The 13,454-nt window shown below is 25.3% G+C and carries 11 protein-coding genes and 1 CRISPR repeat array; of the genes, 9 read left to right on the forward strand and 2 right to left on the reverse strand.

What is annotated here, in order from left to right; all coding sequences use genetic code 11:
- Positions 1-60: 60 nt before the first annotated feature.
- From ABGF45_RS06250 to csn2, 6 genes are all read left to right on the forward strand, one after another.
- Positions 61-1,188 carry an ABC transporter permease gene (locus ABGF45_RS06250; RefSeq protein ID WP_134711650.1) on the forward strand — a complete coding sequence of 376 codons (1,128 nt, stop codon included), beginning with the start codon at positions 61-63 and terminating at the stop codon, positions 1,186-1,188.
- Positions 1,189-1,197: 9 nt separating this feature from the next.
- Complete coding sequence (locus ABGF45_RS06255) at positions 1,198-1,878, forward strand: ABC transporter ATP-binding protein (protein ID WP_134711651.1); 681 nt, start codon at positions 1,198-1,200, stop codon at positions 1,876-1,878.
- Positions 1,879-2,249: 371 nt separating this feature from the next.
- The gene (gene cas9, locus ABGF45_RS06260) at positions 2,250-6,284 is read left to right on the forward strand and encodes a type II CRISPR RNA-guided endonuclease Cas9 (RefSeq protein WP_134768848.1); all 4,035 of its coding nucleotides are present in this window, start codon (positions 2,250-2,252) and stop codon (positions 6,282-6,284) included.
- A complete protein-coding gene (gene cas1 / locus ABGF45_RS06265; RefSeq protein WP_134711653.1) occupies positions 6,284-7,156 on the forward strand; it encodes a type II CRISPR-associated endonuclease Cas1 in 873 nt (290 codons plus the stop codon). Before cas9 ends, cas1 begins: the two co-directional genes overlap by 1 nt.
- A gap of 4 nt (positions 7,157-7,160) precedes the next feature.
- Positions 7,161-7,466, forward strand: a complete 306-nt coding sequence (gene cas2, locus ABGF45_RS06270; protein ID WP_134711654.1) for a CRISPR-associated endonuclease Cas2 — start codon at positions 7,161-7,163, stop codon at positions 7,464-7,466.
- The gene (gene csn2, locus ABGF45_RS06275; RefSeq protein ID WP_134711655.1) at positions 7,463-8,110 is read left to right on the forward strand and encodes a type II-A CRISPR-associated protein Csn2; all 648 of its coding nucleotides are present in this window, start codon (positions 7,463-7,465) and stop codon (positions 8,108-8,110) included. Before cas2 ends, csn2 begins: the two co-directional genes overlap by 4 nt.
- Positions 8,111-8,169: 59 nt before the next feature.
- A CRISPR array of direct repeats spans positions 8,170-9,920; the repeat unit is 36 nt; unit sequence GTTTGAGTATGATGTAATTTCGTATAGGTATTAAAC.
- 90 nt (positions 9,921-10,010) lie between these two features.
- Here the strand turns inward: csn2 and ABGF45_RS06280 are convergent.
- Positions 10,011-10,331, reverse strand: coding sequence for a hypothetical protein (locus ABGF45_RS06280; RefSeq protein WP_134710783.1), 321 nt, complete (start codon positions 10,329-10,331; stop codon positions 10,011-10,013).
- A 15-nt stretch (positions 10,332-10,346) separates the two neighbouring features.
- Entirely contained in the window at positions 10,347-10,766 is a 420-nt protein-coding gene (locus ABGF45_RS06285) for a hypothetical protein (RefSeq protein WP_134710782.1), read from the reverse strand.
- 515 nt (positions 10,767-11,281) lie between these two features.
- Between ABGF45_RS06285 and ABGF45_RS06290 the strand changes: the two genes are divergently transcribed.
- From ABGF45_RS06290 to ABGF45_RS06300, 3 genes are all read left to right on the forward strand, one after another.
- Entirely contained in the window at positions 11,282-11,422 is a 141-nt protein-coding gene (locus ABGF45_RS06290) for a hypothetical protein (protein ID WP_167554090.1), read from the forward strand.
- 296 nt (positions 11,423-11,718) lie between these two features.
- Positions 11,719-11,856 (forward strand): hypothetical protein, encoded by a 138-nt coding sequence (locus tag ABGF45_RS06295; RefSeq protein WP_167554089.1) that lies wholly within the window; start codon positions 11,719-11,721, stop codon positions 11,854-11,856.
- A gap of 76 nt (positions 11,857-11,932) precedes the next feature.
- On the forward strand, positions 11,933-13,339 hold the full coding sequence (locus ABGF45_RS06300; RefSeq protein ID WP_134744280.1) for an N-acetylmuramoyl-L-alanine amidase family protein: 1,407 nt from the start codon (positions 11,933-11,935) through the stop codon (positions 13,337-13,339).
- Positions 13,340-13,454: the final 115 nt, after the last annotated feature.

Consider the following 13,454-nt stretch of genomic DNA (forward strand, 5'->3'; position numbering starts at 1 on the left):
AAATACAACTCCTTAATATATAATATGTGATATATTATATAAAATTAATAAGGAGAGATAATGTTTTTAGCAATAAAAGAAATGAAAAAAGAGAAAAGTAGATTTGTTTTAATTATATGTATTGTAGTATTAATTTCATATCTAGTTTTCTTCTTAACTGGCTTAGCATATGGACTTGCAAAAGACAATGTGACAGCTGTAGAAATGTGGAATGCAAATAAAATTGTATTAAAATCAGGTACAAATTCAAATTTATCAGCATCAATGATGGATAAGAAGGCACTTGACGATTTAAAGAATTATGATATTTCACCAATAAATTTGGCAAGAGTTGTAGCATATAAAAATTCAAATGAATCTAAAGAAAATACAATTAACATTGCTATGATTGGACTAAATCAAGATTCTAAGGCTTATCCTGAAATAATAGAAGGAAAAAAACCTGAAAATAAAGATCAAGTTCTAGCTTCAATTTCACTTAAAGATGAAGAAAAACTTGAAATTGGAGACAAACTGTTAATAAGTATGAATGATAGAGAGTATGAAATAGTTGGATTTACAAAAGAATCAAAATACAATGTTTCTTCAGTTATTTATACAGAATTAAATGAATCATCACCAAACATTTTAAGTTTTGTAAAACATGATGCTGAATCAAATGATGATAAAACTGATGCAACTTCGGGTGCTACGAAAAATATTCCTGAGAGAATTGCTGGTATAATTGTTCATGGTGAAAATGATTTAAAAACTAATGAAAAATATGATGTAATAAGCATTGACGAATTCATAAATGAGATTCCTGGATATTTAGCTCAAGTACTTACATTTGGACTAATGATAGGATTTCTAATACTAATATCTACTATAGTACTAGGTGTCTTTATGTATATTATAACAATGCAAAAGAAACAAACATTTGGAATAATGAAAGTACAGGGGATATCAAACTTATATATTTCTAAATCTGTAATTCATCAGACTTTTTTAGTAAGTGTGATAGGTGTATTAATTGGATTAGGATTAAATCTAGTTTCAGAAATATTTTTACCTAAGACTGTTCCATTTAAATCAAATTATACATTTTACGGATTAATAGCGTTGATAATAGTTGTAATTTCACTTGTTGGTGCAATATTTTCTGTAAGAGGTGTAACAAAAGTTGATCCATTAGAAGTGTTAGATTAGGAGTTAATAATGAGCGAAATAATAAGATTTGAAAAAGTAAATAAAGAATTTCAAGATGGAAATGATAAAATAGAAGCATTAAAGGAAACGTCATTTTCAGTTAATTCTGGAGAATTAGTAGCTATAATTGGGCCATCAGGTTCAGGAAAATCTACACTTCTTACAATGATGGGTGGATTACAAAAGCCAACAAATGGAAAAATATTTTTCAATGGACAAGATATTAGTGAATTGAATGAAAAAGATAGAAATAGTTTAAGATTTGATAAAATTGGGTTTATATTGCAAGCTTCAAATCTAGTACCATTTTTAAAAATTTCTGAACAATTTGAGTTAGTTGATAAGTTTAATAAAACGAAACACAATAAGGAAAAAGCAAAATCAATAATGGAAAAATTTGGAATTTACAATAGAAAAGATCAATATCCGGGTGATTTATCTGGTGGTGAAAGACAAAGAGCAGCTATTGCTAGAGCTTTATACCCAGAGCCAAATTTAATATTAGCAGATGAGCCTACAGCAAGCTTAGATACAAATAGGGCAATGGATGTAGTAAAAATTCTAAAAGAAATTACAGAAGACTCAAATAGAACAACTATAATGGTAACTCACGATAATAGACTTTTAAAGCATTGTGATAGAGTTTTTAAAATTGTTGATGGTAAAATGAGTGAAGAGTTTATTGAATAATTAAAAAATATAGAAATAGGTTATTTATTAAAAGTGATAATATAATCTTTTCTCTTTAAAATGTATGCAAAAAAATTATTATATGCTAAAGTTACAAATAAAGAATATTATGGTAAGAGAGCAAAGATTTATATTGATAAAAATAAATGAATATTATATAATAAATATGATATACGTTTTTTGAAATGTATTTAAAATAAAAAAACAAATCCGTAGATTTGTTTAGTTTGCCAATGCAAGCCCTGCGGGCGATTCGAATAAATTTTTATTTGAACTCATGATGTAATCTCGTATAGGTATTAACAAGATTATGTATACATTATTTCAAAAAAAATTTTATTTGTCAAGTTTTTATTATATTAGGAGGAATAATGGGAAAATATTACTTAGGATTAGATATTGGAACAAATTCTGTAGGATGGGCAGTTACTGATGAAGTTTATAACCTTATAAGAAAAAAAGGTAAAGATTTATGGGGTGTAAGATTATTTTCTGAAGCTAAAACGGCAGCAGAAAGAAGAGGTTTTAGATCTTCAAAAAGGCGTAACGATAGGAAACGAATGAGACTCCAATTATTAAGGGAAATTTTCGAAGAAGAAATTAGTAAAGTAGACAAAAATTTTTATTTGAGGTTAGATGAAAGTAAGTATTGGGAAGAGGATAAAAAAATAAATGGAAAATACTCATTGTTTGATGACTTGAATTTTACTGATAAAGAATATTTTAAAAAATATAAAACAATTTTTCATTTAAGAAAAGATTTAATAGAACATTCTGAAAAAAAAGATATAAGGTTATATTTTTTGGCAATTAATCAAATGATGAAGAAGAGGGGGCATTTCCTTATTGATGGTGAACTAAATAATATAACAGATTACAAACCATATCTATATAATTTAATGAATATAATTAATGAAGAATTAGATATAAATTTAGATGAAGATTTTTATAATGAAATATTTACTGTCTTGTTAGATAATTCATTAAAAAAGACTGATAAGAAAAATAAAGTAAAAAATATTATACCTAATTACAAATCAGATAAAACTAAAATAAAAATACTAAATAGTATTTTTACTCTTGTAATATCAGGAAAAGTTAAGGTAAAGGATATATTTAATGATGATGAAATAAAAGTGAAAGTAGAAGAAGATAAAAAAACTGATTTTGAACTTTCTGATGAAAAATATCAAGAAAATTTAGAATATTTTGAAAATTTATTAGGATATAAATATGAATTAATTATTAATTTAAAAGCAATATATGATTTCATTTTATTAAAAGATATACTAAAAGGTCATAAATATTTATCTGATGCAAAAGTTGAATCCTATAATAACCATCAAAATGATTTAAAATTATTAAAAAATTTAATAAGAAAATATGATTCAGATAATAAAGTTTATAATCAAATTTTTAGAGATAAATCTAATGAAAAAGGATATGTAGCATATTTAGGCTATTATAATAATAAAAAAAGAATATTTCCTGTAAAAAAATGTAGTTATGAAGATTTCATAAATTATATAAAAAAAGAATTAAATAAAATTGTAGATAATAATGATAAAGATTATTTATATATTATTTCAAAAATTGAAAATGAGCAATTCCTATTAAAACAAATCGTTTCAACTAATTCGGTAATACCTCATCAAGTTCATTTAATTGAGCTAAGAAAAATAATAGAAAATTTACTATTAGATTATCCATCTTTTGAAGTAAAAGAAGATGGATTTACTAGGGCTGAAAAGATTGAAAAGATATTTAAATTTAGAATTCCATATTATGTAGGACCATTAAATGACTATCATAAAAATAAAGGTGGAAATGCTTGGATAGTTAAAAATGAAGAATATAAAAATGAAAAAATTAGGCCTTGGAATTTTGAAACTGTAGTTGATTTACATAAATCTGAAGAAGAATTTATAAAAAGAATGATTAATGAATGTACTTATTTACCTAATGAGAAAGTTTTACCTAAATCATCTTTGCTTTATCAAGAGTATATGGTGCTAAATGAATTAAATAATCTTAAAATTAATAATCAACCATTACAAGTTGATGTAAAGAAAAAGATAATTGACGAATTATATAAAAAATATTCTAAAGTGACTTTAAAAAAAATAAGGAATTTTTTAATTATAAATAATTATATAGAAAAAACAAATGAAATAAATTTTACGGGAATTGATACTGAACTTAAGGCAAATATGAGCTCTTATGTAGAATTTAAAAATATATTAGGTGATAATTTTAATATAAATATGGTTGAAGATATAATTGAACAAATTACTATTCATACGGGTAATATAAAATTATTAACTAAAAAAATTGGAGAAAAGTATCCTAATTTAAGTGAAAAACAACTGAAAGAAATAGTCTCTAAAAAGTATAAAGACTGGGGAAGATTTTCTAAAAAATTATTAAATGGACTAGAAGGAACTGAACTAGAAACAGGTCAAATTGGGACGATTATTTATTTTATGAGAGAAAATAATGATAATTTTATGCAAATATTAAGTGGTAATTATGATTTTATTTCGAAGATAAATAAACTTAGACAAGCTAACTTACCTAAAAATTTAGATTATAGTGTAATCGATTCATTATATGTATCTCCATCTGTAAAGAAAATGATATGGCAAGTTATTAACATAAATAAAGAATTGATTAAAGTATTAGGGAAAGAACCCGATAAAATATTTATTGAAATAGCTAGATCAAAAGATGAAAAACCAGAAAGAAAAGATTCAAGAAAAACACAATTATTGAATTTATATAAATCTATTAAAAAAGAAAATGGAAAATTATATAATGAATTAGAAAATTTTAATGATATTGATTTTAGAAATAGAGCGTTATATTTATATTTTACTCAAATGGGAAGATGCATGTATTCTGGAGAAAAAATTGATTTAGAAGATATTTATGATAAAAATATGTATGATTTAGATCATATTATTCCAAGAAAATTAAAAAAAGATGATTCAATTATAAATAATTTAGTTTTAGTAAAAAGAAATTTAAATCAAACAGTAAAAGGAGATAAATATCCAATACCATCTTCAATTAGAAATAATGAAGAAATAAAAAATTATTGGTATAGATTACTAAAAAATGGTCTTATTTCTAAAGAGAAATATGATAGATTAAATAGAAATCAAGAATTGACAAATGAAGAGCTAGCAGGATTTATTAATAGACAATTGGTAGAAACTAGACAGTCTACAAAAGTTGTAAAAGAACTTTTTGAAAAATATTATATTAATTCAAAAGTAATTACTGTAAAAGCTGAATTAACAAGTGAATTAAGAAAAGATTTTGAAGTTCTAAAGTGTAGAGAATTAAATGATTTACACCATGCTCATGATGCATTCTTAAATATTATTGTCGGAGATGTATGGAATAAAAAATTCACATCAAACCCTATGAATTTTATTAAAAATAATAGAAAAGAAAATTTATTAGATTATTCTATAAAACATATTTTTAAAAGGGACCAATTTTCCAAAGGTGAAAAAATATGGGATGTTGCTGAAGGCAAGAAAAAAATAATTGATACTTTGAATAAACCATCTGTATTATTTAGTAACGATTCTTTTGAACAAAAGGGAGAATTATTTAATGCAACAATTGTATCTAAAGATGACATTAAGAAAGGAACTTCATATTTACCATTAAAGAAAAATGAAAGACTATGTGATGTAACTAAATATGGTGGATATAAAAGTATAAGTGGAGCTTATTTCTTTTTAGTTGAACATGTAGTAAGGAATGAGATTGTAAGAAGTATAGAAATGGTTCCGATTTATATTGCAAATAAAATTAAAAATAATAAAAGTGAATTAATCAATTATTGTGATTCTATATTAGGTTTAGATAAACCTAATATTATAATTGATAAAATTAAATATAAAACAGAGATAGAACTTAATGGATTTAGATATTTGATTAGTGGCAAAACTGATAAACAGCTTAGCTTAGAGCCAAATATGCAAATGTTCTGGAAATTAAATGATACTTATGTTATAAAATTATTAATCAATAAATTTAATAAATATAATGAATATAAAACAGATTTATTTGACGAGGAAGATAAGTATATGATTTTAAATTATATAAGACTTATCAAGAGAAAATTGGATCATTCAATATACTCAAAAAGACTTAATGTGCCTAAATTTGATATTGATAATTTGAATAAAGATAATTATATAAATAATTGTCATTTATTAGTTAATTTAATTAAATTGACCAATAAAACTTTACAATTAGCTGATTTAAGTTCAATAGGATTAGGAAAACATATGGGAAAGGCTAGAATTCCACAAAAATTAAAAAATGAAATTTATATTATTAATAAATCAATTACAGGTGCTTTTGAAAAAAGAATAAGGATAAACTAATGGGATGGAGAACAGTTTTAATTTCAGGTCGAGCTAAACTCGACTTGAAATTAAATAATATGATTGTTAGAAAAGAGGAAATTTATAAAATACATATTCCTGAAATAGCTATATTAATTATTGAATCAACAACTGTTTCAATTACAACTGCATTAATTGAGTCTTTAATTGAAAATAAAGTAAAAATAATTTTTTCTGGAAGTGATCATTGTCCTATTGGGGAAATTATTAATTATTATAATAAGTTTAATTGTGTAGCTAGTATAAAAAAACAAATAAAATGGAAAAAACAAAATAAAGAAAAAGTATGGGCTGAAGTGGTTAAATTTAAAATATTTAATCAAGCAAGAGTACTATCATTTATAGATAATGATTCATACAATTTATTAACTAAATATATAGATGAAGTAGAATTAGGAGATATTTCAAATAGAGAAGGACATGCGGCTAAAGTATATTTTAATACATTATTTGGTAAGGATTTTTCAAGGGGAATGGATCATCCTATAAATGCTATGTTAAATTTTGGTTACTCAATTTTATTGTCGATTTTTACTAGAGAAATAGTTTCAATGGGATATTTAACTCAATTAGGAATATTTCATGATAATCAATTTAATTATTATAATTTGGCGAGTGATTTCATGGAAATTTTACGTCCAATTGTTGATAATGTAGTTTTTGAATATATGCCACAAAAATTTGATAAATTTGAAAAGAGTGTAGTATTAAATATTTTAGAAAAAAATGTAAAAATTGAAGGAATAAATTATACTTTCTTAAACTCGATTACAGTATATTGTAAGAGTTTATTTGAAGCTATAGAAACAGGAGATATAAGTTTAATAAAGTTTATTGATTATGAGTTATAGATTTATGAGAATATTATTATTTTTTGATTTACCTAATATAACATTAGAAGATAAAAAAGAATATAGAAATTTTAGAAAATTTTTGATAAAAGAAGGTTTTTTTATGATGCAGGAATCAGTATACTGTAAATTACTATTAAACCAAACTACTTTAAGAACTATAAAGGATAGGATATATAAGAATAAACCAAAAGAAGGCTTGATTCAATTCATAGCTATTACTGAAAAACAATATCAATCTATGGAATATGTAATAGGAGTAAAACGTTCAGATATTATTGATAGTGATAAAGGAGTAATTTTGTTATGAATTTAGTTTATAATTTATTAAATGAACCATATTTGCTTGATTACGGAAATTTTTATAATATAACTATAGAAAATTTACATGAATTTAGAAAAGTTATAGAAGGAATAAAAAATAATGAATATATAAATATATATGAAGAAGAAAAAATTATAAATAATTTTGAATTTATTGAAAATATTACTACCTTTAATTTTGAAGATAAGAAAATAATTAATAAAATAATTAAAGATTTATTTTTATTATCAAAAAGTGAAATATTTTTAGATAAATACTATCAAAATAATATAATGTTAAAAAACTTTATTTCAGATTTGATATTTGAATATGAAATACCATTGGAAATAGATGATGAAGTAGATTTTACATATATATTAAAATCTTTTGGAATCAAAATAAATAATGAATATAGTTCATATATTGAAAATTTGATTAATTATTTAAAATTGTATTTAGAAGTTTTTGGAGTAGATATTTTTATATTTATAAATTTAACACAATTTTTGAGTAATGAAGAGTTTAATCTATTATTTGATTTTATAATGAAAAATAATATTTTGATTATAAATTATGATAAGATATATATGAATAATAAAATTATAAAAAATCAAATTTTATTTGATAATGATTTGTGTAGAATTTTATAATTTATACCATATATGAGATTACCACTTGTGATGGAGTCGATACCACTCATGGATTTGAGGTTTGAGTATGATGTAATTTCGTATAGGTATTAAACAGGTTATTGCTTTTTCAGAAGAAATGAGTTGTTTGAGTATGATGTAATTTCGTATAGGTATTAAACAGAGTCTATTAAATATTGTAGACATGACGTGTTTGAGTATGATGTAATTTCGTATAGGTATTAAACTAAAGAAAAATTTTTTACTACTGAATTGCTGTTTGAGTATGATGTAATTTCGTATAGGTATTAAACTTCACATTTTTCTCCTCTTTTAATTTCACTGTTTGAGTATGATGTAATTTCGTATAGGTATTAAACCGCAAAACAAAATATTGAAGGTGCATTAAGTTTGAGTATGATGTAATTTCGTATAGGTATTAAACCAAGTTTTTGAAAAGTGGGTACAGATTTATGTTTGAGTATGATGTAATTTCGTATAGGTATTAAACATTTATCTGATGAAGAAATAGAAGAAGTTCGTTTGAGTATGATGTAATTTCGTATAGGTATTAAACATTTATCTGATGAAGAAATAGAAGAAGTTCGTTTGAGTATGATGTAATTTCGTATAGGTATTAAACTAGCTCCAATAAGCAAACTGCAAGAAATGCGTTTGAGTATGATGTAATTTCGTATAGGTATTAAACTCTTGATATTAGACCCAAGTCAATTTTTATGTTTGAGTATGATGTAATTTCGTATAGGTATTAAACGATTAGCAGCATGAATTAATTCTTCCAACGGTTTGAGTATGATGTAATTTCGTATAGGTATTAAACATATGATTGGATAGATGGTAAATTTCACGCGTTTGAGTATGATGTAATTTCGTATAGGTATTAAACAACGATGATACAAAGATATAACGCGACGTTGTTTGAGTATGATGTAATTTCGTATAGGTATTAAACAAAAAATGGGATTCTATGGGTAGCACAATTGTTTGAGTATGATGTAATTTCGTATAGGTATTAAACCTGTAAACGAGTTATTTCCTAAGCAACCTTGTTTGAGTATGATGTAATTTCGTATAGGTATTAAACTTAATTTTATATATTCCAATACTTCCTCCCGTTTGAGTATGATGTAATTTCGTATAGGTATTAAACTTAACACCAGAGGAAAGAAGAGAATATCAAGTTTGAGTATGATGTAATTTCGTATAGGTATTAAACTATTTGTGTCAACTATCTAAAAGATACGGCGTTTGAGTATGATGTAATTTCGTATAGGTATTAAACATTAAGAAGTGGTGCAATTTTTAGAATGATGTTTGAGTATGATGTAATTTCGTATAGGTATTAAACTTTGATACACAAGTAAATGGCGGAATTATAGTTTGAGTATGATGTAATTTCGTATAGGTATTAAACTATCAAGTGCATGGTATAGCTTGTGACTTAGTTTGAGTATGATGTAATTTCGTATAGGTATTAAACTATTGATAGTTATCTTCGTTAAGCGTTATGGTTTGAGTATGATGTAATTTCGTATAGGTATTAAACCATATATAGGATACGCTGCGGCAGGGAGTGGTTTGAGTATGATGTAATTTCGTATAGGTATTAAACGAATCGGGCATGAAATTTGGAGATGGCATAGTTTGAGTATGATGTAATTTCGTATAGGTATTAAACTATTATCCATATTGATCTCACTTTCTTCTAGTTTGAGTATGATGTAATTTCGTATAGGTATTAAACGAATCGGGCATGAAATTTGGAGATGGCATAGTTTGAGTATGATGTAATTTCGTATAGGTATTAAACCGTGAAGAAGTAATCGAGAATATAAATGGCCAGATTGATGTTGAAGAATTATAAAAAAAAATGAAGAGAGGAAATAATCTCCCTTCATTTTTACATTACTTTTATAAAAATATTAAAAAATAAAATCCCTAACAAAACAACTAAAGGTGCTGAAAACACTATCAATTTAATATTACTTTTAATTTCATCATCTTTAGAATTTTTTTTAATAATTAAATTATAAATTATTAAAAAAGATATATTTACGCTTAACAATATGGCTGTAAAGGTTGGTACTATGTCTGTAAACTTGTTTCTGTCAATAATAATCCTAAAAATAAAAACAAAAAATAAAAATATATTAAAACTCAATAATGTTTTTTTTATATCTAATTTTTTTATATTTATATGTTCATTTCTGTTTTTTTTCATTAGTTTCTCCTAATATTAGCAATAAGTTGAAGCGTAAGTTGTACCTAATGTAAATAATAAAGCTACAGCTCCCAATCCTACAGGTCCTGCTCCTAATCCTTTTAATACTAAAGCAGCTATTTGATTTAGTGACCAACCTGAATAAGTCATCAATAGTCCACAAATAAATGAAACTGTTCTTTTATCTGGTTTAGAGTATTGAGATGAGGCAGTAGCAGATACTCTTAATTTGTTTGAAGATACTTTTGTTTCGCTATTTGATTTTTTTGTAATTCCATTATCTTTATCATACTCAACTGATTTATTTGAATCTCTTAAAACACCAGACTCAATTTGACCTTTTGAATCATAAGAAAACTCATAAACTAAATAATTATCAGAATTTACTTCAATAAATCCATTTATTGATTTGTCTTCATTTGAGTAATAGAACATTTTTGAACCTTCTAATACTTGATAAGTGTCTTCGAAAGCATAGCCTTTATTTTGTATAGATTCTACTTCTCTCTTTATGTTTAAATTCCTGTTTGATAATGTTTTTATTTCATTTACTGCATTTTCTTTCGTTACTATTTTTTCATAATACTCTTTTATTTCTTGTACATTCTCATAAAATGTTTTTCATTCGAACTGTTAGTAAGAAAATTATTCTTAGCATATACACCTGGTATAGTAAAACTTAAGGTAAATATAAGCACACTTAAAAACATAGCTATTTTCTTTTTTAATTTTGTAATATTATTCTTCCTGTTTTTTTGTTTTTATACTTATATATTATGATACTTTATTATATATATCAACGTTTTCTTATTCACTATATAATTTAAAGTAAATACACCCTTATAGGATAGAGACTGAAGGTCGAAAATCCATAAGGGTGTATTTGTGCTATTGCAAAGAGCTAGTAAATAATATATACTTTATTTACTAAAAAAAAGGAGTTTAGGACTATGGCAAATGTATATTCAAGACAAACAAAAATATCAAATGTAGTTGGTAGAAGTGATTACATTTCAAATGAAAAAAGACAAGAGCATATAGTCTTACATTCCAAAAGTAGTGTCTTTGATTGGAGTTTGAGTATGATGTAATTTCGTATAGGTATTAACCGACAATAAATGTATTTATAAGATAGAGGGTGTTTGAGTATGATGTAATTTCGTATAGGTATTAACCCAACAAGCAATAAGAATGATGGCGATAATGGTTTGAGTATGATGTAATTTCGTATAGGTATTAACCTAATAAGATAACTAAAGGAGAAAGTCCGATAGAAATAGTAAAAGCAACTCACCCAGTTGTTTCGGAATTAACTACACAGGTAGTAATCAATAGTATTCCTGAAGAGGAACTATTAGAAATAAATGTAGAGGGGGGATGGTATGAAGTGCCAAAAAACGTGAAGATACAGGAATTAGCATTTGTATTGGCATCACACCTAGATGCCATATTGAGAATTAAGAGTGAGCGTATGAAAGAGAGTAGACAATTTACTACTGTAATGAATACATTAGTTAATAGGTAGTCTGAAATCTGGAGGCACCAAACAAAACAGAATGGATAGAAAATAACATAGAATATAAGAAGAGGATAAAATTATTATGTTTAATAAAATTGAAAGAAAACCAAAATGTGGAATTAGAAAATTAAAAGTAGGATTTGTGAGTTGCTTATTAGCATTTGGAATCTTAACAAGTGTAGGAAGTCCTTTAATAGGAAATACAGTAGTAGAGGCAAAAGCACAAACTGAATCTGAAAAATTTTTACAAGCATTTGGAATGACATTAAATGATGTAGCAAGTAGAGATGAAAGTGGACAAGCCAAAGCATTCCTAAGTAAAATAGATGTGAATGATAAGAAATCATCATTTAACAAAGATAACTTAATAAGGGCTGCTAAAGAATTAGTAGAGATAAATAACTTTAGAAAAAGCAAAGGATATACTCCATTAAAAACAAATAAGAGAATCAATTTAGAATCAGCTTTTAGAAATGAATACTATAAAACACATAAAGAACATGCCGAAATGTTTAATACAGGAGAAATAGCATGGGCAAGATACCAAGGTCAAGCAACTAACTACGAAAAACACGAATGGATTCCAGCATATAAAGGATGGCATGATGACGAAAAAGAAAACTTTGACTTAGTATTGAAATTAAAATTTGGAATTGACAAACCTGTAACTAAATCTGAAATTTTAGCAGCCATTGAAAAAGCAGGTGGTAGTTTTAAAATAGAAGTAGCCACTGGCTCAATCCCCGAAGAAAAACTTAAATATAATGGTCAAATAGGACACTTCTTAGCATTTGTTCATGATTATTCAATCCAAGGATATGGATTTGGTAGATGGGAAGCACCAGACGGATATGGACCATCAGAAGTAAATGTATTAAGTTATAAAAGCCGTTATGAAGATGACAAAAATGACCCATTAGTAGAGCCAGAAGAATACTTTAACTGGTTACTATCAATAGACAGTAAAAAAAGTTGGTCGCAAGTATCTGATAAATGGTATTTTGTAAAAAATAATGGCAAATTAGCTAAAACAGAATGGTTATATGACAATAATTACTCATCATGGTATTATTTCAACAATAATGGTGACATGGCAACAAATAAATGGATAAAAGATACAAATAGTAAATGGTATTATCTATCAGGAAATGGTAAAATGGCAAAAAATGAGTGGATTTATGATAATAACTACTCATCATGGTATTATTTCAACAATAATGGTGACATGGCAACAAATAAATGGGTAAAAGATACAAATAGTAAATGGTATTATCTATTAGGTAATGGTAAGATGGCAAAAAATGAGTGGTTTTATGATAATAATTACTCATCATGGTATTACTTCAACAATAATGGTGACATGGCAACAAATAAATGGGTAAAAGATACAAATGGTAAATGGTATTATCTATTAGGTAATGGTAAAATGGCTAAATCAACAACAATTAATGGCTGGTATGTGGACTCTAACGGTGTTTGGGAAAAATAAATATGTTAATAATAACAAAAAGAAATGTATTCATTAATAGACCTATATTTCTTAGAGGAGATATTCTCAAAGGTTACTATTGTAAGAGTAATTAAAGAGATTAAACATTCTTCCA

The organism is Helcococcus sp. KG196 (assembly GCF_046035495.1).
In the GTDB taxonomy this organism is placed as follows: domain Bacteria; phylum Bacillota; class Clostridia; order Tissierellales; family Peptoniphilaceae; genus Helcococcus; species Helcococcus ovis.